Origin of the sequence: Agrobacterium sp. FDAARGOS_525, assembly GCF_003938925.1 — a bacterium.
Lineage (GTDB): Bacteria > Pseudomonadota > Alphaproteobacteria > Rhizobiales > Rhizobiaceae > Agrobacterium > Agrobacterium pusense.
The window spans coordinates 2809873-2834408 of the sequence record NZ_RKIU01000003.1; the positions used below are offsets into that span (position 1 = coordinate 2809873).

A 24536-nucleotide genomic window follows, 5' to 3' on the forward strand; every position below is an offset into this window, starting at 1 on the left:
CCCGACGCCATTCCTCCGCAAAGCGTGAAGTCAGGCAGCGTACAAGGCTGCAGTCAGTCCATTGCACCGTGATGGGCAGTCGGGACCGGGCGGCTTTTTCAAGGCACCTTTACCGCAGCCTCGCCTCCTCGTCCCTGCCCGAAAATCCGGTCGGCGTGTGTTCGCGACGCGGATATCCCCTTTCAAAAACAAGTCCGCGGACGCAGTTTTCCGCTTTCGACCTGTCGCCCAAACAACGTCCCGACGGGAACGCTCCCCTTGGTAATTTGCGGCACGACCGGGGCACGGACATAGCCTGCAACACGCCGTCCGAACTTTTTTTGAGAAAAAAGCAGTTTTTTTGAAGTTTTTTTCGGCGCTTTTTCGACGCGCGCCAGCAAGGAACACCCATCCCAAAACGGGAAATCCCCTACATCGCCCGCTTCCGCTACGGCGATGAACATGGGTATGAAAACACCTGCGAACGAAAAATCGCTGTCGATACAGCGGCATAAATGGCTACCGAAAACCTAAAGCCGGAATGCGTAAAATTCTAATAAAATTCGCTTCAAACACGTGTAAAAAACACTTCAAATACAGTTCAAAACATCGGCTAATTTGCTGAAATTTAAGCTCAAATTGCGCCACGCAAATTTCCGCCGGGTCAAAAAATACCTGCGAATGTCTCCTCAACACGGGGAGACAAGCAATGAACAACAACCGTATCGTTTTCATCCTGATCGCGTTCATCGTCGGCGCCTTCGCACAGCAGGCCAGCGCATCGCCGGCAGCCGTCATGCGCGTCATCGGCAAGGCCAATCCACCGATCGGCCACTATGAATTCTGCCAGACCTATCAGAGCGAGTGCCAGCCGACTTCGCTGGACAATGGCCCGATGAAGCTGACGGAAGAGCGCTGGAAGACGATGCTTGACGTCAACTACACCGTCAACACCACGATCACGCCGATGACCGACATGGAAATCTACGGCGTCGAAGAACGCTGGGCCTATCCTACCACCGTCGGCGATTGCGAAGATTTCGTATTGCTGAAGCGCAAGATGCTGATGAACAAGGGTTTCTCCGCCTCCAACCTGCTGATCACCGTCGTTCTGCAGCCGAATGGCGAAGGCCATGCCGTTCTGACCGTTCGCACCGACCGTGGCGACTTCGTTCTCGACAATATGCGCAACAAGGTCATGAACTGGTCGGAAACCGAATATACCTATCTGAAGCGTCAGGACACCGCCAACCCGGGTCGCTGGGTGAAAATTCAGGACGGCCGCGCCACCAATGCAGTCGGCGGCATCAACTGACCAACCCGTCTCCCCAAATAAAAAAGCCGGCCACCAAAAGGGGCCGGCTTTTTCATTTTCATCCATCATACGTCAGAGCAGACCAAGTTCGGCCAGTTCGCGCCTGAGATCGGAAGGCATGTCCTCGCCGCCTCCTCCACCCCCGAGATCGCGCGGCGCCTCGTCATCCTTCAGGTAGCGCCAGCCCTGAAACGGCCGCTTCGGCGCAGGTGAGGTCTCGATCACCTCGGGTCCGAGAACGAGATCGCAGCGCGAAATACCGTCGTCTCCCTTGAAAGAACGGATATCGAGCAGCTTCTGTCGAGCCTGCACCTGCCCCTTGATGACCCAGTAGAGTGAGCCACCTTCAAGCAGTTCCTCTACCCGTTTGGGGATCATGCGGGTGGTGTGGACGCTGTGCGGCTCAAGGCCCGCAGCCATGGCGGTGAGCGATCGCTGCGCGACCCAATCCCTCAGGTCCTGGAGTGAATCCGCGCCGACGCAAAGTTTGATGAGATGTAGAGGCATGTCTCTATCAATGCCTTTTTGCGGCGGGCGTCAAGCATGCCGGACATGCCGGGCGCCCAGCCCGCTCAACACTCCACAACGTTGACGGCAAGGCCGCCGGTTGAGGTTTCCTTGTATTTCTCGCTCATGTCGTTGCCGGTCTGGCGCATGGTTTCGATACAGGCATCCAGCGGCACGAAGTGCTGACCGTCGCCTTTCAGCGCCAGCGACGCCGCCGTGACCGCCTTGACCGCGCCCAGTGCGTTGCGTTCGATGCAGGGCACCTGCACCAATCCGGCGATCGGGTCGCAGGTCATGCCGAGATGATGTTCGAGCGCGATTTCCGCCGCATTCTCGATCTGCTCGGGCGATCCGCCCATCACCGCCGCGAGACCTGCCGCCGCCATGGCCGCAGCCGATCCCACTTCCCCCTGACAGCCCACCTCCGCGCCGGAAATCGACGCGTTATGCTTGATGATGCCGCCAATCGCTGCCGCCGTGAGGAGAAAGTCCCGCACGTCGTCGACGGTGGCATCCTCATGGAAATGCCGGAAATACCGCACCGTCGCCGGCACCACGCCCGCAGCGCCATTGGTGGGCGCGGTGACGACACGGCCGCCGGCCGCGTTTTCTTCGTTCACGGCCATGGCATAGACGCTCAACCAGTCATTCGCCATGACGGGATTCAACCGGTTGCTACGCCATTCCGCATTCAGTTTTTCATAGATCGAACGGGCACGGCGACGCACCTTGAGGCCGCCGGGCATGATGCCGTCCACCTTCAGCCCGCGCTCGATACATCCGTTCATCGCGTCCCAAATCTGGTCCAGCCGTTCATTCAACTCTTCGCGCGAAACAACCGTCTCCTCGTTCGCCCGTTTCATCTGGGCGATGGTGCGGCCGGACCGGGCGGCCATTTCCAGCATTTCCTTCGCCGTGGCGAAAGGATAGGGCACGCGCGGGCCGTTATCGATGGTCTTGCCGCGCTGCTTGATCGCCTCCAGTTCCGTGTCGGTGACGACAAAGCCACCGCCGACGGAATAATAGATGCGCTTGACCAGCAGCCTGCCCTGGTTATCGAAAGCGGAGAAGGTCATGCCGTTCGCATGGCCCGGCAGCGGGTTCTTCTTGTCGAAGACGAGATCTTCGGCCGTCCTGAACTCGTAGGTCGGATGGCCGGGCGGCGTAACCGTACCGGCCTTCTCCACCGCCTCTATGATGGCGTCCATCGCGTCGGGATCGACAAGGTCCGGCCGCTCGCCGGTCAGGCCGAGAATGACTGCCCGGCCGGTGCCATGACCAATGCCGGTGAAGGCGAGAGACCCGTGCAGGCTGACCTTCAGGCGCGCAACGGCGGCACCGGCGGGGCGCGGCCACTCGTCGCTGAGGATCAGCGCCAGAAAGCGGTTGGCCGCCGTCATCGGTCCCATCGTATGCGAACTGGAAGGACCGATACCGATCTTGAAGACGTCAAAGACCGAAAGAAACATTGAGTTTTTCCTGCATAATGGATTCCGTCACATCATATCCAAAGCTGGAACTTATCGCCACAAAAGAGCGGCACCGGCTTTTGCAGCTGCGACATGGGCCTCCCGGAAACGAAAACAGCACGGTTTCCAGAGGAAAACCGCGCCGTTTCAAAACCCGTCAATCAGGAGAGATGCTTATGGGCTGCCAAAAATGTACGTCAATGCGAGAAAAGCGGCAAAGCCTGCGAGTGCGCGCAACGTGACGCCCCAGCAGGATTTCTGAGCGGTTTCTTCCATGATTACTCCAGCTATTCACTCTCCGGGGGATCTTCAAGACCCGGCCCGTGGAGGAAGCATTTATTAAAATCCGGCGCGGAAGGCAAATGCAAAAAGCGGCTAAATGAAGGCGTTTTCGACGGGCTGCCATTCGCGCCTTGCATAGGTATGTTAAAAAACAAAGCGTTAGCGCGACCCTGAAACCAGTGCCATTTCTGGCCTCGCCGCAATTTAGGCTAAAGTGTAACCGTTTTTTAAAGGTTTCATACAAACACCTGTTGAAAACGGCGGACGCGGGCACGTTGCGGTCGCAATTCTTCCGCTGAAACCCATCTTGAATGGCTGCGACCGCTGCTTTATCGACCATGGTCAAACAGCAACGATGCGAGTCCCACATGCAGACATCCTCTTTCCCCGACCGTGAAACTGTTGCTTCGAAACTGACCTCGCTTGCGAGTGAGGATAAGGCATGGGTGTCGTTGCTGATGGAGAACGCGCTGCAGGACGAGAACCTGCTGGCAGGCCTTAACCTTTATCTCGACCAGCAGGCCGGCGCCCGTTTCCTTAATAGCCTGAAGCTTGAAGCCACCGGTGAATGGCTGGGTGGCCACGCCCCTGCCCGTCTGCAAATCCGCCTCGCGGAAATTGCGAAGGCAAGCCAGCATCCTGCTTATCTCGCCTTCCGCAAGGGGCTGACGGCTTCCGCCGGCCTTGAAAAAGCCTATCCCAAGGCGCCGATCTGATCGGCTCGACTAATCCGGCACCCTGTCGACCACGGCGATGATCGGCCCCATGGGGAACAGTGAATCTCGCCTCTTCATCGCGGGAATATCGACGCTGGAAATGGTGCCGTCGAGATAGAGCGCATTCGGTGAATCCAGCACATCCCTGAACAGGGTGGCGAAATCGTAAAAGCGCACGGTATTGTCCGAAATGGCAAAATGTGCCATGCCATCGCGAGAGACTCCGACGCCGTTGCGGCGCTTCAAGCTGTCGCTGTCGGGCAGAAAACGCGGATGCACTCCGCCGTCGATAACAAGCATCGGCCCGGACTGGGTGGCAAAATCGGGCTTCGGGTCGGCCGTCAGATACGCTTCGGTCGCCAGCACGCCCGCCCTGTGATCCTTCAGGTAAAACACGCCATTCGGAAGAAGATGGAAATTGCCCCAGCCACCGCGGGTGCTGAGTGGCGAACGTTCCACGCCGTTTTCGATAAACAGCCCGACGGGGGAATAATCGGAATGATACATGCCGCCATTCATGGCGAAGACACTGAACATGTGCTGACGCCAGAGCGCGGAGGATAGATCGGCGAAAGAACGATATCCCTGTCCTGAGACATGGTCGCGGTCGTAAATCCGGATGGTGCTTTTCGCCGGATCGAAACTGCAGACGGTATAGCGGCCGCCCGCATGATCCACGATTCTGCAGAAATCCACCTGCCCGCCCGCTTCGGCCGCAAATGGAAGCAGCAACGGCAACAGCAGCTTCGCCAGTCTTTTCATCGATCTGTTCATGCCCACCCCGTGATTCTCTTCAGGGGAACATTCGCAGGGAAATTCGGTCAAAGAAAAGGCGTCACCCTGGCTTCAGGGAGACGCCGGACTTTCAGAAGGGGAGATGTCGTCAGCGACGGGCGGCGCGGTCGACGCTACGGCCGGCATCCTGGGTCGCATCCACGGCGTTCGCCGTATCCCGGCCCATGCCGCGAATGGTGTTGCCGCAAGAACTGAGCGTCACGACGGTCAGCAGAGCCACGAAAACGGTCGAAAGAATGCGTGTGATCATTTGAAACTACTCCCCTATGACTTGCCGTCCGAGGCAAGCGCCGATGTGATATGCGTCACAATAACGTGAGTCCCAAAATTCGGTTCCAGCGGCGTTTCAAAAAATCCTGTCGATGAAAATTAACATGGTTTTGAGCTTCGCGAGGGAAACTGCGCGTGGATCGTGGCTTGAGAAATCCAGTGGGTGACATGACTGACATCAATAATCGGCTTCTGGTGATGACGGCGGGCGGCGTGAACCCTAACGTCATGATCAATGCGCTGGCAGCGCGATTTCCCGACATCCATGTGTTCATGGAACAGCCCGAAAGCAAATCGGCCATCCTCAAGCGCCGGGCAAGACGCCTCGGCTGGATTGTCGCAGTGGGCCAGCTGGCGACGATGGTCGCATCGCGGCTCGGCAAACGCTTCACGGTACGAAGAAGCAAAGAGATCATTGCGGAGCATGGTCTCCTGCCTGATCTGGGCGGCACCATTCCAGTCACGCATTTCGCCTCGCTGAACGATCAAGAATGTCGCAAGGCCGCCAATCTCCTGAAACCGGCTGTCATCTTCACCATTTCCTGCCGTCTGCTGACGCCGGCGACGCTCAGGGACCTGCACTGCCCCATCATCAATTTTCACGCCGGCATCAACCCGGCCTATCGCGGCCAGATGGGTGGATACTGGGCGCTGGTGGAAAAGGACCGGGGCAATTTCGGCGCAACCGTGCATCTCGTTGACAAGGGTGTGGATACCGGCGCCACACTTTACGAAAAACGGCTGAGACCCTCACCGTCCGACACCATCGCCACCTATCCCCTTCTCTTGACAGCAGCCTCGGTCGATATCGCCATCAATGCCATCGAAGACGCCTTGTCCGGCAGCCTTGCGCCGCAGCCGCCCTCGCCCGGAAAGTCGGTGCTCCGCTTTCCACCAACAATCTGGACATGGCTCTGGAACGGTCTGACGAAACGGGTCTGGTAGCGCCGCCGGCACCGCGCTCGGCTCAAGCTTCGTCGCAGATGCAGGGCTGTCTTGCCGCAACAGGCACAGACTTGGCCTCAAAAACGGTGCATGATAATCAAAAGGATCATGCACACATTGCCCGATATCTCCGCCACTTCCGTCATCCCCGCCTCCATCGAGGCCTCACCCGCGCAGGTGCTTGGCCCGGCAAGTCTTGCCGGTCTTTTTCCGCAGGGCGTGCGCGTTTATCTGACAGATACCGGAGCCGCCTCGCAGGTGAAGCTGGTCGATGCCGCAAAGCATCTGCGTGATCTCGGTTATGAGCCCGTTCCGCACCTTGCGGCGCGCCGTATCGCCTCTCGCATCGATTTCGAGGAACAGGTGAAGCGGCTTGCCGGCGACGCCGGCGTGACCGACGTGCTGGCGGTCGGCGGTGGCGTCGAGAAGCCAGAGGGCCCGTTCACGTCTACCATCGACATGCTTTCCACGGGCATTTTCGACCGTTGCGGCATCAAGCATATCGCAATTGCCGGTCATCCGGAAGGCAGCCCCGATTTCAACGACGAAACGGCGACGGCCGCGTTGCGGCTGAAACGCGATTTTGGCGAAAGAACCGACGCCGCCATGCGCATCGTCACCCAGTTCGGTTTTGATTCCGCCCGCTTCATCGCCTGGGCAGAAGGGCTTGCCGCATCCGGTATCGATCTGCCGGTGCATATCGGCGTTTCCGGCCCGGCCAAGATCACCACGCTCCTGAAATACGCCGCGCTCTGCGGTGTCGGCAATTCCATTGCCTATCTCAAGAAAAACGCGCTTTCCCTGACCACGCTTGCCAGGGGCCATTCACCGGAAAGCATCGTCGGGCCGATCGAACGGCACTGGCGGGACAATCCGCAAGGACCGATCCGGCAGATCCATGTCTTTCCCTTCGGCGGGCTGCAGGCGTCGTCAGACTGGCTGGTCAGTCGTGGCAGCTGGCGGACCAAAAACGCGGATCACGCCGCAGCCACGGGTTCGGTGGCGATCTAAGCGGCGCGTCGACGGCGCATGATGGCCGTGACGCGTTCCTTCGCCTCATGCCGCCTTCGCAACCTCGACGAAGGCATTGCGAATGCTTTCCGCCACTGCGAGCACCGGCCGCGACGCCTTGTCGCCCATAATCAGCCGGATATCGAAATAGCCGAGTTCCGGTAGGCCTTCCTTCTCACCCAGAATGACCATGTCGTTCAGCACATAGGATCGTGGCAGCGGCGCGATGGCGAGATCTGCGGCAATCGCCGCACGCTGTGCCATCGTGTGGCCGCTGAGATAGGCCACGCGGAAATTGCGCCCACGTTTTTCCAGCGAATGAATCGCCTCCGAACGCCAGATGCAGCCCTCTTCCCATATCGAGATCGGCAACGGATCGCGCAGATAGGCCGTGCCGCATTTCGCACCCGCCCAGACGAGCCGTTCGCGCATCAGCACCTCGCCGGTATCCCTCAGCGGATGTGAAGCACAGTTGACGAGGGCGAGATCAAGACGCTGCTCGTCCATCCGCTTATAGAGATTGGAGCTGGCATCGATTGTGACGTCGATCATGATGCCGGGGAAAGCCTCGGCGAAACGCTTGAGAATGCCCGGCAGCAGCCCGCGCTCGCCAATATCCTCCGGTGCGCCGAGACGCACCACACCGGACAATTCGGGCATGACGAAACGCGACACGGCCTCGTTGGACAAGGCAATCATGCGGCGCGCATAAGTCAGAAGCGTCTCCCCATGAGCCGTCAATGTCACCGAACGCGCATCGCGCAGGAACAGCGTCGTTTTCAGCTGCTCTTCTAGCTTCTTGATCTGCATCGAAACGGCCGATGGTGTTCTGAACACGACTTCGGCGGCGGTCGAGAAGTTCCCCGTTTCCGCAATGGCGACGAAGGTCCTCAATATGTCGTTATCCAGCAACGGCAGCGGTTGGCGGAAAGTCACGGTCATGGCACGCACCTTCAAATATTTTGATTTATAGATGGATATCATTTCGTTTGATTGAATGTCAACAACGGCGCACCATCCTCACATCAATCGTGGTTCAGGAAAGGATGAAGACATGACCATGATACATTACCTGCCCGCGGCGAACCGCTCCCCGCATCGCCCGTCATCCGCCGGCTGGCTGCAGCGCCTGTCAGGCAATATCGCCTCCCATTATGCGTCATGGCGCCGTGCGAGGATGCTCCGCGCGCTGGAAGCGCTCCCGCCTGAAACATTGAAGGATATCGGATGGCCCACAACCGACAACTACGGCAGAAGCGTCATTCGCAAATGACCGCCGGCCGATGGCTCGCAGCCTTTCTTACGCCCGCGAGCCATCGCCCTCTGCGGGTAAATGGCGGCCCCCGGGCGTAAATTGGCCTGCCTGTTTTACATGCGACGCGACGCCCTTTAAAAAGGCTTGTCGCAAAATTTGCATATTTCAAAAGCTATTTTTTGACAGCCCCGATTCCACGGCGTATTTTTCGTTAAAGATGTCGCATACAGGACATCCAGAAGACCAATTCCAAGGGAGGAATTGCGTATTCGCAACGGAGCACGGGCAAATGAGCAGAAACTCCCAGAAGAAGCGCTCAATCGTCTTTTTTCTCATTCCGCAATTTACCATGCTGCCCTTCGCCGCAGCGGTTGAAACGCTTCGCATCGCCAACCGAATGTTGGGCTACCAGGCCTATGAATGGCGCATCGCCTCGCTCGATGGCCAGAAGGTCATGTCATCGAGCGGCATCTGTCTTGAGGCCGATACCTGTCTTGCAGATGAGCGGCGTTATGTCAGCGGCGAAAACCGCCCGGAAATGGCAATCATCTGTTCGGGCATCGATGTGGATCAACACATCAACAAATCGGTCAACGCCTGGCTGCGCGAAGCCTATAATCGTGGTATCGCCATCGGCAGCCTCTGTACCGCCGCCCATATCCTTGCGCAGGCTGGCCTCCTCAACGGCAAACGTTGCGCGATCCACTGGGAAAACCTGCCCGGCTTTTCCGAAGCCTTCCCGCAGGTGGAAGTCTACGCAGATCTCTTCGAAGTCGACAGCAACATCTATACCTGCGCTGGCGGCACGGCCTCGCTCGACATGATGCTGAGCCTGATCGGCCAGGATTTCGGCGAGAACCTCGTCAACCGCGTCTGCGAACAGCAATTGACCGACCGCGTGCGCAGCCCCAACGACCGTCAGCGCCTGCCGCTGCGCGCCCGCCTTGGCGTGCAGAACAGCAAGGTTCTGTCGATCATCGAATTGATGGAAGGCAATCTTGCCGAGCCGCTGTCGCTGCTCGATATCGCCGACGCCGCCGATCTGTCGCGCCGGCAGGTGGAACGCCTCTTCCGCCAGGAAATGGGCCGCTCGCCCGCCCGCTATTACCTTGAAATCCGCCTTGACCGCGCCCGTCACCTGCTGGTGCAATCGGCCATGCCGGTGGTGGAAGTCGCCGTCGCCTGCGGGTTCGTGTCAGCGTCGCATTTCTCGAAGTGTTATCGCGAAATCTACAATCGCACCCCGCAGCAGGAGCGCGCCGAGCGCAAGCTGCTGATCAGTGCTTCGCGCATGGCAATGGCGAGCCAGGCAGGCAAGGCCGCCCATTGAAGGCGGAGTTGAAGGTCCCGAGCGCGACAGGACTTGTCTCAGAGCAAAAACCTGTCCTCCGTCATGCCGGACTAGATCCGGCATCCAGCCACCGCGCGTCTGCGCCGTGAGAAGAGTATTTCGCGATCAAGGACCTGATCGCGCTGGAGCCCGTATCCAGTCCGGGGTGACGAAGTGCGGATGATGGAACTGTGGTAAGAGCGCAGGTTCAGCGAGCAGCCAGCAAATCAGACCAATTCACCCAAACGGCCGAACCGCATGGGCGAGGTCCTCCGCCGTCATGCCGGCGCCCGCTCTGTCGCCCGCCTCGCCATGCAGCCAGACCCCGGCTGCAGCCGCTTCGAAGGCAGGTGCGCCCTGCGCCAATAGCGCGCCGATGATACCGGCCAGAACGTCACCCGATCCCGCCGTCGCAAGGCTCGCCGGGGCGTTCGTATTGACCAGCGCCCGGCCATCGGGCGAAGCGATCACCGTGTCCGCACCCTTATAGACCAGAACCGCGCCGCTGCGCGCCGCAGCGACCTGCGCCTTCTCGATCTTGCTCAGCGTCCCATCGGCCGCCAGATCGGCAAACAGCCGGGCGAACTCGCCCTCATGCGGTGTCAGCACGAATTTCCCCGCACCGGAAGTGATACGCTCGAAAAGGACATCCGTATCATCCCTGAAGGCCGTGATCGCATCGGCATCCAGCACCACCGACTTGTCGCCAAGCAGCGACACGAAATGCCGCGCCTTTTCGAGATCGCCGAAGCCAGGGCCGAGAACGAAGGCGCCGTGACGCTCATCGTCAAGCCACACGCGCAGATCGTCGGCATTGTCCATCGGAACGTTCATCACGGCCGTCAATGTGACAGACAGCACGTCGAGCGCCGCTTTCGGCGCTGCGACAGTAACGATCCCCGCCCCCGCCTTCAGCGCTGAAAGCGCGGTCATGCGGCTAGCACCCGTCGCATGGGCGGGGCCCGAGAAGACCGTCAGGTGCCCCCTGCGGAATTTATGGGTCTCCATACCGGCGCGCGGCAAGGCATCCCGCCAGACAAACGGATCGTTTTCCGCCACCGATCCCTTATGAGCCTCGAGGATACGCAACGGTATGCCGATATCGAAAACCTCCAGCGCTCCGCAAAGCTCCCGCCCCGGCATCAGCAGATGACCCGGATTGCGCGCCATGAAGGTGATCGTGCGCTCCGCCCTGAACGATGCGCCAAGCGCCACGCCACGCCGGCCGCAAAGCCCCGAGGGCAGATCCACGGCAAGAACCGGCACCTTCGCCTGCATGACCGCCTCGATCAGCCGGACTAACTCCGGCGGAACATCGCGGGACAGCCCGGCTCCGAACACGGCGTCGATCACCACGTCGCCGGAAAGAGGCGTATAGGCATCAAGCGGCAGCGGCGTCACGCCGCTCCGCTCCAAGGCCACGCGTGCATCCCCCTTGAGAAGGCCGATATCGCCGAGATGATGGACCACGACTTTAGCGCCGCTTTGCGCCAGCGCCCGCGCCGCGACATACCCGTCACCGCCGTTATTCCCGCTGCCGCACAGGACGACGAAGCGCAGCGTCTGCGGGTAATGCCGAAGCGCCGAAGCAGCCACCGCCTGCCCCGCACGCTCCATCAAATCGTAAAGCGGGATGCCGGATTTGCCGGCTGCCGCATCGATGCGCGCCATCACAGCCGGCTCGAGAAGGAGGAACTCGGAAATGGAGGTCATGCCCCATCATTCCTTCAAAACGCAGGAAAGGCAATCGATACAAAAATAAGCAAAATTCGGAGACCAAAAAATACTCAAATGCATATAATATGTGCAATAGCTCAACCCGCGACCACAGCATAATCGAATTTTAAAAATTTCTAATATTAAAGAAAACCGCAGAAATGCTGATGGATTTTTCGGATTCTAGTGACGAATTGCCGGTAGAACCGCGAAAAGCGAATGCATTTTGTGCGGGAAAGGCCGCGGGGCGAAGTTTTTTCTTCAAGCCCGCTTCCGATCTGGCACAATACGTGCATTCTTGTGGCAGAGCGGGAGTTACCTGCTTTAACGGGAGAAGCGGAGAGATATTTTCTCATGAAAAAGATCGAAGCGATCATTAAGCCTTTCAAGCTCGACGAAGTGAAGGAAGCCCTTCAGGAAGTCGGACTTCAGGGAATCACGGTCACGGAAGCAAAAGGCTTTGGTCGTCAGAAAGGCCACACGGAACTCTACCGCGGTGCAGAGTACGTCGTGGACTTTTTGCCGAAAGTGAAAGTCGAAGTCGTATTGGCGGATGAGAATGCGGAAGCCGTCATCGAGGCGATCCGCAATGCGGCGCAGACCGGACGCATCGGCGACGGAAAGATTTTCGTTTCCAATGTCGAGGAAGTCATCCGCATCCGTACCGGTGAAACAGGCGTGGACGCCATATAATTAAAAAAGTCCCGAGCCGGGGAGGCTTGGGTTTTCACCTCGTCATCATCACACTCAAGGAAAAGTTTAAATGACGACCGCAAACGATATCTTGAAGCAGATCAAGGATAACGACATCAAGTTCGTGGACCTGCGCTTTACCGACCCCAAGGGCAAGCTGCAGCACGTCACCATGGACGTGGTATGCGTCGACGAAGACATGTTCGCCGACGGCGTCATGTTCGACGGCTCCTCGATCGCCGGCTGGAAGGCCATCAACGAGTCCGACATGGTGCTGATGCCAGATCCGGCCACCGCCCATGTCGACCCGTTCTTCGCCCAGTCCACCCTGGTCGTCCTTTGCGATATTCTCGACCCGGTCTCGGGCGAAGCCTATAACCGCGACCCGCGCGGCACCGCCAAGAAGGCCGAAGCCTACCTCAAGGCATCAGGTATCGGCGACACGGTTTTCGTCGGTCCCGAGCCTGAATTCTTCGTCTTCGACGACGTGAAATACAAGGCAGACCCCTACAACACCGGCTTCAAGCTCGATTCGTCCGAACTGCCGTCCAACGACGACACCGACTACGAGACCGGCAACCTCGGCCACCGTCCGCGCGTCAAGGGCGGTTATTTCCCCGTTCCGCCGATCGACAGCCTGCAGGACATGCGCTCCGAAATGCTGACGGTTCTCGCCGAAATGGGCGTCGTCGTTGAGAAGCATCACCACGAAGTGGCTGCCGCACAGCACGAGCTGGGCGTGAAGTTCGACACGCTGGTCTCCAGCGCCGACAAGATGCAGATCTACAAGTACGTTGTGCACCAGGTCGCCAATGCCTATGGCAAGACGGCAACCTTCATGCCGAAGCCGATCTTCGGCGACAACGGCTCGGGCATGCACGTTCACCAGTCGATCTGGAAGGGCGGCAAGCCGACCTTCGCAGGCGATGAATATGCCGGTCTTTCCGAAACCTGCCTGTACTACATCGGCGGCATCATCAAGCATGCCAAGGCGATCAACGCTTTCACCAACCCCACCACCAACTCCTACAAGCGTCTGGTGCCGGGTTATGAAGCGCCGGTTCTGCTCGCTTACTCCGCGCGCAACCGTTCCGCCTCCTGCCGTATCCCCTTCGGCTCCAACCCGAAGGCAAAGCGCGTCGAAGTCCGCTTCCCGGACCCGACCCAGAACCCCTATCTCGGTTTTGCGGCCATGCTGATGGCCGGCCTCGACGGCATCAAGAACAAGATCCATCCCGGCAAGCCGATGGACAAGGACCTTTACGACCTTCCTGCCAAGGAACTGAAGAAGATCCCGACCGTCTGCGGTTCGCTGCGTGAAGCGCTGGAAAGCCTCGACAAGGACCGCAAGTTCCTGACCGCAGGCGGCGTGTTTGACGACGACCAGATCGATAGCTTCATCGAACTGAAGATGCAGGAAGTCATGCGTTTCGAAATGACCCCTCACCCGGTCGAATTCGACATGTACTACTCGGCCTGATCGGCCCTGCGGGCGCTCCACCGGGGCGCTCCATTCATCGCGGCGGTTTTCCCCGGAAAGCCGCCGTTTTCTTTTGAAGTTCAACCCTGACCGTGAAGAATGCCGAACACGCCAGCCACGCAGCAAACCCGCCTCACGGACTGGCTCATCTTTCTGGCCGTTCCCTTCTTTTTCGCCAGCAACGTCGTTTTCGGCCGCGGCGTCGTCGGTGAGGTCTCGCCTTTCATCGCCGCCTTCATCCGCTGGATGGGCTCGACGCTCATCATCGCGCCCTTCATGATCGCCGACTGGCGCAACTGCCTTGCTTTCGTGCGGCACAAGACGCTGCTCTGGCTCGTCCTCGGCATTCTCGGCATGGGCATCTGCGGCGGCGTGGTCTATTGGGGCCTCACCATGACCACGGCCGCCAACGGCACGCTGATCTACACCACCTCCTCGCTGTTCATCATCCTGTTCCAGCGCATCTTTCAGGGCCGGCCGATCCGCAAGCTTGAAGTGGCGGGCATGATTATCGCCTTCGCCGGCGTCGCCGCCATCGTGCTCAAGGGCGATATCTCCGCTCTCCGGCACATGAATTTCAACATCGGCGACTTTGCAATTTTGACCGCGGCCATTGCCTTTGCGATCTATTCCGTGCTGCTGCGCGATCCGGCGGCGCGGCAGATGGCGTCCTTCAGTCTCTTCGGACTGATTGCATTTTCCGGCGCGCTTGTCCTTCTGCCGCCGGCAGCACTGGAACTGGCACAGGGCGGCATGCTGCCGGCCACGCCTGTTGCATGGGCGAAGATCGGCGGCATCATCCTGTTCGCCTCACTTCTGGCCTTTTATTGCTTTACCCACACGGTACGCGTTTTCGGTCCCGCCACGGCGGGAATTACGCTGTACATGATGCCGCCGGTCTCGATCCTCATGGCCACGGTGTTTCTCGGCGAATCCTTCGAGACCTATCATGCCATCGGCATCGTATTGGTCACCGGCGGCGTCATCATCGCCACCGCGCCGATCGGCAAAGGGCGCTGAACACGAACGGCAGAGCGGCGTCAAAGCGCCAGGTCTTGATATTTCGCGTTCCGATACCAACTAGTATTGGGAAAGGAAGTACATGCCATGAAACAAAGAAACGCAAAATTCACGCTTGGCGAGATCGTTCGCCACAAGGTGTTTCCGTTCCGCGGTGTGGTAATCGACGTGGACCCGGAATATGCCAATACCGAGGAATGGTGGAACGCTATTCCCGCGGAAATCAGGCCGGAACGCGACCAGCCCTTCTATCATCTTCTCGCCGAAAACGAGGAGACGGAATATGTCGCCTATGTTTCCGAACAGAACCTCGTCCACGACGAAAACGAGACGCCGCTCCGAAATCCCAATATCGGCCGCATCTTTGACAAGGCGCCTAACGGCGAATGGCGCCCGAAAATGTCCACGGCGCACTGACGCCCGCCAAGCATCTCCCTCCTCCCGGGGATATCAAACACGCATGAAAAAACCGGTCTGTCGCCAGACCGGTTTTCTGTTTTTTCAAGCTTGCGCGGCAATCAGGGCTTCGGCGCGCCCTTCGCAGCGTCCTGAGCAGCTTCGAGCTTCTTGCGAGCTTCTTCCGCCTTCTTCTGCATGCCTTCCTGCAGGCTGCGCTGGCTTTCGGCCAGCTGCGACTGGGTGATTGCCGGGCCGTCATAAGCGCCGGTGAAACCGGAAAGCGCGATCTTGATGGGGTTCGGCGCGCGGCGGAAGTTGATGGAGGTGAAGACCACCTCGCTACCCTTCTTCAGCGAAGCGATCATGGCGTCCGTCAGCGGCACTTCAGCCGTGCACTTGTCGGGAAGGCAAACGGCGTAATCGAGCTTCTGACCCTTACCGCCATCGATCTGCATCATCACACCCGGAGGAATGAGACGCGCGGTCGGAACGGAAACCTGCAGAAGCTTGCGGTTGACCTTGCCTTCAACGGTGATGAGGCCAACGGCCGTGATCATCTGGCCGTTCTGGGCGAGTACCACGTTCTGCACAACGCAGACATCGTTGTCTTCCTGCTTGGAGCAGGTCTTGAACCAGCCGAGCGGCGGAGCGCCAGCGCCCTGAGCAGCCGGAGCAGCATCCTGCGCCTGCGAGATGGCCGGAGCGGACACAGCGCCGAGAGAGAGGACCAGAGCGGACAGAGCCGTCCGGGTGAATGTGTTTGCCTTGTGCATCATAAGAGTTCCGTCTCCTGAATGTCTGCCAGAACAGAACCGCTCAAGGTCCTGTTCGTCGATGGCGGTATCCTTCTGCCCGTTCAACTGTCGTTTAAATGAGGCAAATGCGTGACCCGTCTCTTCCGGTCCCCCTGTTACATGCCGTTCGCGGCGATATCCAGCACTTCTTTAACTTTTTCTTGAGCGGAGCCAAGATTTCCCGCGCTTGCATGGGTCATGCAATGTCGGTGTGCTACATATCTGCCAGAATCATGACGATAAACGGTCCTGACGCACATCGGACGGACAGTTGAGACAGGACAGTGACATGCACAACCTTGCGGCCCTCATCCCCGCATTGTTTCTTTTGGGATCATCCCTGCTTCCCGGCGGAAGTGCCGTAGCGCAGCCGCTGCACGCCATCTCGATGCATGGCACGCCAGCGCTTCCCGCAGATTTTTCACACCTTCCTTATGTCAATCCGGACGTGAAGAAAGGCGGCCGCATTTCTTATGGCGTGGTCGGCACCTTCGACAGCCTGAACCCCTTCGTTCTCAAGGGAATGCGCACCACCGCCCGCGGCGTCTGGGATCCGGAATTCGGCAATCTTCTTTACGAGCCTCTGATGTCTCGCTCCAGCGACGAGCCCTTCAGCCTCTATGGGCTGCTCGCCGAAACCGTGGAGTGGGACGACGAGCGCAGCTTCGTTCAGTTCAACATCAACCCCAAGGCGAAATGGTCGGACGGCGAGCCGGTAACGCCTGATGACGTGATCTTCACCTTCAATCTCCTGAAGGAAAAGGGCCGCCCGCCGTTCAACAGCCGTCTCGACGGCGTAGCCAAGATGGAGAAGACCGGCGAACACAGCGTGCGCTTTACCTTCAACGAAAAGGCGAATCGCGAAACGCCTCTCATCCTCGCCTCTTCAACGCCGATCCTGCCGAAACACGCGACCGATCCGGAAAAATTCGAGCAAGCGGGCCTCGGTGCGGTTGTCGGCTCCGGCCCTTACCGAATCAAGACGCTGCGCCCGGGTGAACGAATCATCTGGGAGAGAAACCCCGACTACTGGGGCAAGGACATTCCCGGCAAAGTCGGTTTCGACAATTACGACGAGATCAGCATCACCTATTTCCTCCAGGTCACGACCATGTTCGAGGCCTTCAAGAAGGGCGATATCGACATCTACCCGGAAGGCGATGCCATCAATGGCACCTCCGATACCTCCCACTGGGGGCAGGCCTATAATTTCCCCGCCGTGCATCGCGGCGATATCGTCAAGGACGTGTTCCAGCCGCGCCTGCCGACCGGCATGTTCGGTCTCGTCTTCAACACCCGCCGTGCCGTCTTCGCTGACGAAAAGGTACGCGAAGGCCTTACCTATGCCTTCGATTTCGAGTGGATGAACAAAAACATCCTCGGCGGCTCCTTCAAGCGGACGCAGAGCTACTGGCAGAACTCGCCGCTCGGCGCCTATGGCAACGCCGCCGACGCGCGCGAACTGGCGCTGCTCGGTGACGCGGCAAAGTCCATGCCGCCGGAGCTTCTGGCCGGCACCTATGCGCTGCCGACCACGGACGGCACGGGCGCCGACCGCAAGGTTCTGAAAATGGCCGTCGACAAGCTGAAAGAGGCTGGCTACAGCATCAAGAACGGCAGGATGTCCGATGCCAATGGCCGCCAGCTCGCTTTCGAAATCATGACGCAGAACCCGGCGCAGGAGCGTATCGCGCTGGCCTATCAGCGTTCGCTGAACCTGATCGGCGTCGCCATGGGCATTCGCTCGGTTGATGACGGGCAATACCAGTCGCGCTCGAACAGCTTCGATTACGACATGATCATCCGCTCCCTGCCCTCGTCGCTTTCGCCCGGCATGGAGCAGCTGAACCGCTGGAACTCACTCTCGCGTGATGCGCAGGGCAGCTTCAACTATGCAGGTGTTGCCAATCCCGATATAGACCGGATGATAGAGGCGCTGTTGCAGGCCCGCTCGACGGAAGATTTCCAGGCGGCCGTGCGCGCTTATGACCGCCTGCTTGTGGCCGGACATTATATCATTCCGCTCTATTATATCGGCGCCCAATGGGTCGCCCGCTGGAAATATATCGACCGCCCGGATATCACTCCAATACAGGGCAATCAGAAACAGACCTGGTGGGACGCGCGGGCGCAATAACCTGCCACCGTCATGTCGATCATATAAGGAACATCAGCGATGGAACGCATCGTTGTTGACGTCGTATCGGACATGGTCTGCCCGTGGTGTTATCTCGGCAAGGCCCGGCTCGATCTCGCCATTGCCGAGGTGCAGGATGAAATCAGCGTCGACGTGAACTGGCGTCCCTACCGCCTCAACCCGGACTATCCGCCGGAAGGAGTCGACCAGAAAGCCGCTCTCGAGGAAAAGCTCGGCAAGGAGCGTCTGGAACAGGCCCATGCCACGTTGGTTCAGCTCGGGAAGGAAGTCGGCATTACCTACGATTTCGATGCGATCAAGATCGGTCCGAACACGCTCGATGCCCATCGCCTGTCGCTCTGGGCCCATTCCGAAGGCCGCGACGTCCAGGAACGCGTCGTGACCGGCCTGTTCAAGGCCAATTTCGAGGAAGGCCGCAATATCGGCGATCATGCCGTGCTGGTCGACGTTGCCGCAAAGGCCGGCATGGATGCGAAAGTCGTCGAGCGGCTGCTGGCTTCGGACGCGGACAAGGATACGGTCGTCGCCGAAATCGACGCCGCCCAGCAGATGGGTGTCGCCGGCGTGCCCTTTTTCATCATCGACCAGAAATACGCCATAAGCGGTGCACAAACACCCGATGTCCTGATTGCTGCATTGCGGGATATTGCAAAAATCAAGGCGGACGAGCATAGATCGATGAACTGACGGTCAAACCGCCGGCGGTTTTCAACAACTCGATTTTTGCCGGTGTTTCCGTGTCCGACCAGACCCTGAAAGGCCTTCTGCTCGCCTTTGCAGCCTTCGCTGCCTATGCCTGGAGCGATGCCAGCGTTAAACTCATTGAAGGCCAGATTTCGCCGATCGAATCGGCCTTCTTCGGAGCCCTGTTCGGCCTCGTCGCCCTGCCCTTCATCCGCAAACGCAACGACAGCTGGCTGGATGTGGTGAAAACAACCAACCGGCCGCTCTGGATCATCCGCTTTTTTTCGGCCGGCACCGGCGCTGTCGGCAGCGTGACTGCCTTTACCCATCTTTCCATGGCGGAAGCTTTCGCGCTGATCTTCCTGCTTCCGTCCTTCGTCACCATCATGTCGGTGATGTTTCTCAAGGAACAGGTGGGCATTCGCCGCTGGTCGGCCGTCATCATCGGTTTTCTGGGTGTGCTCATCATCCTGCGGCCCGGATTCCGTGAACTGGGCATAGGCCATCTGGGCGCCATCATCGCCGGCTTCAGCGGCGCGCTCAGCATCGTGATCTTCCGCGCCATGGGCCCATCGGAAAAGAATGTTTCGCTTTACGGTGCGGGCGTGCTGGGCTGTCTCGTCATCAGCGGCGTTGCCATGGTGCCGAGCTTCGTCATGCCGGGTGGCGAACAATGGCTGCTGCTGGCAGGATACGGCCTGCTCGGCGCGCTTGGCAACATTCTTGTCATGTACGCCGCCCAATATGCGCCCGCCGCCATGATCGGCCCGACGCAATATAGCCAGATGCTCTGGGCCATCCTGTTCGGTTATCTGATTTTTGGCGATCGTATCGACGGCTGGATGTTGATCGGCATTGCCCTCATCGTCGGATCCGGCCTGCTGACATTGCTCCGCGAGAAACAGAGAAAGGTGCCATTGCCCGCCTCCATCGCCGCGACAGACCAGAACGTGGCTGTCGGTATTACGCCGGAAGACAGTCACTAGCCCCAGAGAGCGAAAAAACCGGCGGCGCTTCAGGCACCGCCGGTCCGGCGTTCAATCAATCGCAAACCCTGACCCGATACATGTCGCCCCAGGCGTTCTGCCTCCAGGCTACATGGCAGCGGGGATAGACGGGTTCATAAACGACCGGCGGGCCATAAGCCGGCGCAGCATAGACGGGCGGACCATAAGCAGGCGCGTAATAGGCGGGGCCGTAGGCGTAGCCCGGGTGTCTTGCACCCGCAATCAGCGCTCCGCCAATGATCGTGCCGGCAATACCGGCGGCAAGGCCGCGGCCGAAATTATTGCGCGCTTCCGCCTGACTGGTGGTGGCAATTGTGGTGCCCGCAATTGTCAAGGCAACCAGACCAGCGGTGGCAAACCTGTTGATATTGGTCCACATCGTCCTGCTCCTTCATCACCCGGCGGCATCCACTCATCCGCCGCACCGGGTATGAGGATGAGATTACGCCTGCGAAGAATACCGGTAGATGTCCGTTTCGTTACATTGCGGTAATTTTCGCTGAGCCGCGTGGGGGCATTCGTGAGTGGCCAAAGGTGGGTGGGGGTTACCCCCCTCTGCCCTGCCGGGCATCTCCCCCTCAAGGGGGGAGATCGACCCGTGGTTGGGTTCCGCCCATCTCAACGTTTGCGAATGGAGCGGTGGTAGCGCCGCTTGCCGATCTCCCCCCTTGAGGGGGAGATGCCCGGCAGGGCAGAGGGGGGTAAACCCCACCCACCTGCGGTACCAAATAGCCCACCCTCTGAAACTCAAATCTACGACCGAGCCAGCTCCGCCAGCTGCGTCATGATCATCGCCGCACCCGTCAGCCGCTTTTCCGGCGTCGGCAGATCGCGGTTGAGGAACAGGCTGTGATCGGGACGGATCTTCGCCATCGATCCCTGCTTGCCAATGTAACCGACAAGCGCCGCCGGGTTCGGGAATTCCTTGTTGCGGAACTGAACGACAACGCCCTTCGGCCCGGCATCCAGCTTCTCGACATTGGCAATGCGGCAGAGCGACTTGATGTAGACGATCTTGAGAAGATGCTGCACTTCTTTCGGCAGCGGGCCGAAACGGTCGATCATTTCAGCGCCGAAACCGTCGATCTCGCTGATATCGGCAAGCTCGCCAAGCCGGCGGTAAAGGCCCATGCGAAGATGCAGATCGGGAACGTAATCTTCCGGGATCATGACGGATGTGCCGACCGAGATTTGCGGCGACCAGCCGCTATCCTGCACCTGCTCGTCACCCTTCACTTCGGCGACAGCCTCTTCCAGCATCTGCTGATAAAGCTCGAAACCGACTTCCTTGATATGGCCGGACTGTTCTTCCCCGAGTAGATTGCCCGCACCACGAATATCAAGATCGTGGCTCGCCAGCTGGAAGCCGGCGCCGAGCGTATCGAGCGATTGCAGCACCTTAAGCCGGCGCTCGGCAGTCGTGGTCAGCACCTTGTTGACCGGCAGGGTGAAGAGCGCGAAGGCGCGAACCTTGGAGCGGCCAACGCGGCCGCGTAGCTGGTAGAGCTGGGCAAGACCGAACATATCGGCGCGATGCACGATCAGCGTATTGGCGGTCGGCACGTCAAGGCCGGATTCGACGATGGTGGTCGACAGCAGAACATCATATTTGCCGTCGTAGAAGGCGTTCATGATGTCTTCCAGCTCGCCCGCCGCCATCTGCCCATGCGCCACCGCCACCTTCAGTTCCGGCACATCCGATTGCAGGAAGGCGTGGATATCAGCGAGATCGGCAAGCCGCGGACAAACGTAGAAACTCTGGCCGCCACGATAATGCTCACGCATCAGCGTCTCACGAATGACGAGCGGGTCAAACGGCGAGATGAAAGTGCGCACCGCCATGCGGTCGACAGGCGGGGTGGTGATGAGCGACAGTTCGCGAACCCCGGTCATGGCGAGCTGCAAGGTGCGCGGAATGGGCGTCGCCGATAGCGTCAGCACATGCACATCGCTTTTCAGCTCCTTCAGCCGCTCCTTGTGCTTGACGCCGAAATGCTGCTCCTCATCGATGATGAGTAGGCCGAGATTGGCAAAGCTGATGCCCGCACCGAGCAGCGCATGCGTGCCGACGACGATATCGGTCTTTCCGTCAGCAACTTCCTTCTTGGTCAGCGCCAGTTCCTTGGAGCCGACGAGACGCGAAGCCTGCTGCACACGGATGGGCAATCCGCGGAAACGCTCCGAGAAAGTCCGGAAATGCTGGCGTGCGAGCAGCGTTGTTGGCACCACGACAGCCACCTGCACGCCATTCATGGCGGCAAGGAAGGCGGCGCGCAGCGCCACTTCGGTCTTGCCGAAGCCAACGTCGCCGCAGATGAGACGGTCCATCGGCCGGCCGGCCGCGAGATCCTCCCGCACCGCCTCGATGGCGTTCAGCTGGTCCTCGGTTTCATCATAGGGGAAACGGGCAGCAAACTCATCATAGAGCCCGTCCGGCGCAATGAGTTCCGGCGCATGGCGCACGAGACGCGCCGCTGCGATGCGGATAAGCTCATCGGCCATGTCGAGCAGGCGCTTCTTGAGCTTGGCCTTGCGCATCTGCCATGCGCCGCCGCCGAGCTTGTCGAGCGTTGCCTCTGCCGCGTCCGAGCCGTAACGCGAGAGGAGATCAATGTTTTCAACCGGCAAAAACAGCTTGGCGTCATCGGCATAATGCAGTTCGAGACAGGCGCGCGGTGCGCCCGCCGCCTCGATGGTCTGCAGGCCGACAAAACGACCAATGCCGTGTTCGGCATGAACGACGAGCGAGCCCTCGTCCAGACCGGCCACTTCCGAAATGAAATCCGCACCGCGCTTGCGGCGCTTGGAGCGCCGCACCATGCGGTCGCCGAGAATGTCCTGCTCGCCGATAACGGCAAGATTTCCGGTTTCGAAACCGGCTTCAAGGCTCAGCACCGCGGAGGCGGCCTCGCCTTTGCCAAGCTTCTCCACCTCTTTCAGCGAGGTAACCGGCTTGATCTTCTCAAGCCCATGCTCGTTCAGCACCTGCAGCAACCGGTCGAGCGAGCCTTCCGACCAGCCTGTTATCAGCACCTTCCAGCCCTTGGCGCGGCGCTCGGCTATGTGTTTCACAGCCAGGGCAAAGACATTGACCCGCTCTTCGCTTTCGCCTTCGGTTGGCTGCCGCGCCCAGCGCGGGCCGACATGCGCGTCCAGCGTGGCGACGGGTCTCCCCTCGCTATCCTGCTCATTGAAGGGCGTCAGACGCACCGCATTGACGGCAGAAAGGGCCGTGTCGAAATCCTTGCCGTTGAGATAAAGCTGGCCGGGAGACACGGGTTTGTAGGGCGCACCCTGCGTCGATCCCTTCGTCTCACCGGAAGCGCGCCGCGCCTCGTAATAATCGAGCACCAGCTTGGAGCGCTCCTTGGCCGCCTCGCGTGCCGTGTGATCCGTGACGATGCGGAACCCCTTCAGATAATCGAAGGCGGTCTCCAGCTTCTCGTAAAACAGCGGCAGCCAGTGCTCCATGCCGGCATAACGGCGGCCCTCGGAAACGGCCTGATAAAGCGCATCGTCGCGCGTCGCCGCACCGAACAGCGAGAGATAATTCTTACGAAACCGGCTGATCGTATCGGGCGTCAGCGTCACTTCGCTCATGGGGTTCAGATCGAGCGAGCGCGCCTGGCCGATGGTCCGCTGGCTGGCCGGATCGAAGGTACGGATGCTTTCCAGCGTATCGCCGAAGAAATCGAGCCGCACAGGCTCCTCGGTGCCCGGCACGAAAACATCGAGAATACCGCCGCGCACGGCGAACTCGCCCACTTCGCGCACCGTCGCAACCCGGTCGAAACCGTTGCGCTCCAGCCGCGCGGCAATATCCTCCATGCGAATCTGGTTGCCGGGTCTGGCGGAGAAGCCAAGGCTTTCGATGATGTCGCGCGGCGCCATCTTCTGCAGCATGGCGTTGACGGTGACAAGCACGATGGCCGGATGCGGTTTCTTCGCGTGGCTGATGAGACCGGCAAGCGCCGCCAGGCGACGCGCCGACGTGTCGGCGCTTGGTGACACGCGGTCATAGGGAAGGCAGTCCCAGGCCGGCAGCGTCATGACCGGAATATCGGGCGCAACAAAGCCGAGAATTTGTTCGAGATCGGCGATGCGCTGGCCATCCGACATCACATAGGCAACCGAGGTGCCTGCGCGCGCCATCTCGGCAAGCAGCAGCGCCTCCATGCCTGCGGGCACGTTTCCAATGCTCAGCGGCGTATCGGCCGACGACACCAGCTTTGCATCGAATCCGGCTATCATGGTTTCAGGCTTTCACATTGTCTGCGGTGACGAGATCGAAATCGGGACGATAGGATGCGATCTTCATGAACAGGGGGGTCTGGAACTTTTCAGGAATGGCAAGCGCCCCCGTCACCATCTTGACGAGGTCGTTATCCTCTTCCGCCATGATGACTTCAAGCTCATCGAGCTGGTCATCGGAAAGCAGCGCGATATTGTCTTCCGCGAATTGCCCGAGAACGAGGTCCATCTCGCGAATGCCGCGGTGCCAGCAGCGGTAAAGTATCCGCCGGCGTCTCGGATCGAGGTCGGCACTCGTGCGCACCAGTCCAGTCATCGCATTCACCTTTCGGTTGACCATTCAACAGCACGTTGATCGCGACCTCCTATAGAACAGGAGGCGAACGCTTGGGAACCGGTTTTTATCGAAATAATACCACCGCCACGAAAATCTGCCGGTGATAACCCGCCTTTGTGACCT

General features: G+C 59.4%; 24 protein-coding genes. 13 read left to right on the forward strand and 11 right to left on the reverse strand.

The window, feature by feature from the left end; genetic code table 11:
- Positions 1-182 precede the first annotated feature (182 nt).
- Entirely contained in the window at positions 183-443 is a 261-nt protein-coding gene (locus EGT36_RS15165) for a hypothetical protein (protein ID WP_125270515.1), read from the reverse strand.
- Positions 444-688: 245 nt separating this feature from the next.
- Here EGT36_RS15165 and EGT36_RS15170 point away from each other — a divergent pair, with 245 nt between their 5' ends.
- Positions 689-1294, forward strand: a complete 606-nt coding sequence (locus tag EGT36_RS15170; RefSeq protein ID WP_004442271.1) for a transglutaminase-like cysteine peptidase — start codon at positions 689-691, stop codon at positions 1292-1294.
- Positions 1295-1366: 72 nt separating this feature from the next.
- On the opposite strand, the gene EGT36_RS15175 is transcribed toward EGT36_RS15170, so the two are convergent.
- Both EGT36_RS15175 and EGT36_RS15180 read right to left on the reverse strand, forming a co-directional pair.
- Positions 1367-1801, reverse strand: a complete 435-nt coding sequence (locus EGT36_RS15175; protein WP_004442274.1) for a DUF1489 family protein — start codon at positions 1799-1801, stop codon at positions 1367-1369.
- Between the two features lie 65 nt (positions 1802-1866).
- A complete protein-coding gene (locus EGT36_RS15180; protein WP_037092522.1) occupies positions 1867-3270 on the reverse strand; it encodes an L-serine ammonia-lyase in 1404 nt (467 codons plus the stop codon).
- A 650-nt stretch (positions 3271-3920) separates the two neighbouring features.
- Here EGT36_RS15180 and EGT36_RS15190 point away from each other — a divergent pair.
- Complete coding sequence (locus EGT36_RS15190) at positions 3921-4268, forward strand: hypothetical protein (RefSeq protein WP_004442278.1); 348 nt, start codon at positions 3921-3923, stop codon at positions 4266-4268.
- Positions 4269-4277: 9 nt separating this feature from the next.
- Here the strand turns inward: EGT36_RS15190 and EGT36_RS15195 are convergent, their stop codons facing one another.
- Together EGT36_RS15195 and EGT36_RS15200 are read right to left on the reverse strand one after the other, a co-directional pair.
- Positions 4278-5042, reverse strand: coding sequence for a phosphodiester glycosidase family protein (locus EGT36_RS15195; protein WP_125270516.1), 765 nt, complete (start codon positions 5040-5042; stop codon positions 4278-4280).
- Positions 5043-5151: 109 nt separating this feature from the next.
- Positions 5152-5313 carry an entericidin domain-containing protein gene (locus EGT36_RS15200; RefSeq protein WP_004442283.1) on the reverse strand — a complete coding sequence of 54 codons (162 nt, stop codon included), beginning with the start codon at positions 5311-5313 and terminating at the stop codon, positions 5152-5154.
- Between the two features lie 188 nt (positions 5314-5501).
- Here EGT36_RS15200 and EGT36_RS15205 point away from each other — a divergent pair, with 188 nt between their 5' ends.
- On the forward strand, positions 5502-6278 hold the full coding sequence (locus EGT36_RS15205; protein WP_125270517.1) for a formyl transferase: 777 nt from the start codon (positions 5502-5504) through the stop codon (positions 6276-6278).
- Between the two features lie 90 nt (positions 6279-6368).
- The gene (locus EGT36_RS15210; RefSeq protein WP_037092518.1) at positions 6369-7289 is read left to right on the forward strand and encodes a methylenetetrahydrofolate reductase; all 921 of its coding nucleotides are present in this window, start codon (positions 6369-6371) and stop codon (positions 7287-7289) included.
- Positions 7290-7334: 45 nt separating this feature from the next.
- On the opposite strand, the gene EGT36_RS15215 is transcribed toward EGT36_RS15210, so the two are convergent.
- A complete protein-coding gene (locus tag EGT36_RS15215) occupies positions 7335-8273 on the reverse strand; it encodes a LysR family transcriptional regulator (RefSeq protein WP_169692031.1) in 939 nt (312 codons plus the stop codon).
- Between the two features lie 70 nt (positions 8274-8343).
- Between EGT36_RS15215 and EGT36_RS15220 the strand changes: the two genes are divergently transcribed.
- Positions 8344-8562, forward strand: coding sequence for a DUF1127 domain-containing protein (locus EGT36_RS15220; RefSeq protein ID WP_004442294.1), 219 nt, complete (start codon positions 8344-8346; stop codon positions 8560-8562).
- Positions 8563-8833: 271 nt separating this feature from the next.
- Positions 8834-9874, forward strand: coding sequence for a GlxA family transcriptional regulator (locus tag EGT36_RS15225; RefSeq protein WP_004442297.1), 1041 nt, complete (start codon positions 8834-8836; stop codon positions 9872-9874).
- Positions 9875-10111: 237 nt separating this feature from the next.
- On the opposite strand, the gene EGT36_RS15230 is transcribed toward EGT36_RS15225, so the two are convergent.
- Positions 10112-11587, reverse strand: a complete 1476-nt coding sequence (locus EGT36_RS15230) for a bifunctional ADP-dependent NAD(P)H-hydrate dehydratase/NAD(P)H-hydrate epimerase (protein WP_037092516.1) — start codon at positions 11585-11587, stop codon at positions 10112-10114.
- Between the two features lie 357 nt (positions 11588-11944).
- Between EGT36_RS15230 and EGT36_RS15235 the strand changes: the two genes are divergently transcribed.
- From EGT36_RS15235 to hspQ, 4 genes are all read left to right on the forward strand, one after another.
- Complete coding sequence (locus EGT36_RS15235; protein ID WP_003515720.1) at positions 11945-12283, forward strand: P-II family nitrogen regulator; 339 nt, start codon at positions 11945-11947, stop codon at positions 12281-12283.
- 70 nt (positions 12284-12353) lie between these two features.
- A complete protein-coding gene (gene glnA, locus EGT36_RS15240) occupies positions 12354-13763 on the forward strand; it encodes a type I glutamate--ammonia ligase (protein ID WP_004442307.1) in 1410 nt (469 codons plus the stop codon).
- Positions 13764-13862: 99 nt separating this feature from the next.
- Positions 13863-14783, forward strand: coding sequence for a DMT family transporter (locus tag EGT36_RS15245; RefSeq protein WP_037092514.1), 921 nt, complete (start codon positions 13863-13865; stop codon positions 14781-14783).
- A gap of 87 nt (positions 14784-14870) precedes the next feature.
- Complete coding sequence (gene hspQ, locus EGT36_RS15250) at positions 14871-15200, forward strand: heat shock protein HspQ (protein WP_004442310.1); 330 nt, start codon at positions 14871-14873, stop codon at positions 15198-15200.
- A 101-nt stretch (positions 15201-15301) separates the two neighbouring features.
- On the opposite strand, the gene EGT36_RS15255 is transcribed toward hspQ, so the two are convergent.
- Positions 15302-15958 carry an invasion associated locus B family protein gene (locus EGT36_RS15255; RefSeq protein WP_004442311.1) on the reverse strand — a complete coding sequence of 219 codons (657 nt, stop codon included), beginning with the start codon at positions 15956-15958 and terminating at the stop codon, positions 15302-15304.
- Positions 15959-16265: 307 nt separating this feature from the next.
- On the opposite strand from EGT36_RS15255, the gene EGT36_RS15260 reads away from it, so the two are divergent.
- From EGT36_RS15260 to EGT36_RS15270, 3 genes are read left to right on the forward strand one after another with little or no spacing between them, the layout of a single operon-like run.
- On the forward strand, positions 16266-18113 hold the full coding sequence (locus tag EGT36_RS15260) for an extracellular solute-binding protein (protein WP_037092512.1): 1848 nt from the start codon (positions 16266-16268) through the stop codon (positions 18111-18113).
- A gap of 39 nt (positions 18114-18152) precedes the next feature.
- Positions 18153-18821: a DsbA family oxidoreductase gene (locus tag EGT36_RS15265; protein ID WP_037092510.1), complete on the forward strand. Its 669-nt coding sequence runs from the start codon at positions 18153-18155 to the stop codon at positions 18819-18821.
- Positions 18822-18871: 50 nt separating this feature from the next.
- Complete coding sequence (locus tag EGT36_RS15270; RefSeq protein WP_037092508.1) at positions 18872-19804, forward strand: DMT family transporter; 933 nt, start codon at positions 18872-18874, stop codon at positions 19802-19804.
- Positions 19805-19859: 55 nt separating this feature from the next.
- Here the strand turns inward: EGT36_RS15270 and EGT36_RS15275 are convergent, their stop codons facing one another.
- The 3 genes from EGT36_RS15275 to EGT36_RS15290 form a co-directional block, all read right to left on the reverse strand.
- Positions 19860-20204, reverse strand: a complete 345-nt coding sequence (locus EGT36_RS15275; protein WP_004442315.1) for a hypothetical protein — start codon at positions 20202-20204, stop codon at positions 19860-19862.
- Positions 20205-20578: 374 nt separating this feature from the next.
- Positions 20579-24076: a transcription-repair coupling factor gene (gene mfd / locus EGT36_RS15285; protein WP_037092505.1), complete on the reverse strand. Its 3498-nt coding sequence runs from the start codon at positions 24074-24076 to the stop codon at positions 20579-20581.
- A 4-nt stretch (positions 24077-24080) separates the two neighbouring features.
- Positions 24081-24392 (reverse strand): FAD assembly factor SdhE, encoded by a 312-nt coding sequence (locus EGT36_RS15290; protein ID WP_037092537.1) that lies wholly within the window; start codon positions 24390-24392, stop codon positions 24081-24083.
- Positions 24393-24536: the final 144 nt, after the last annotated feature.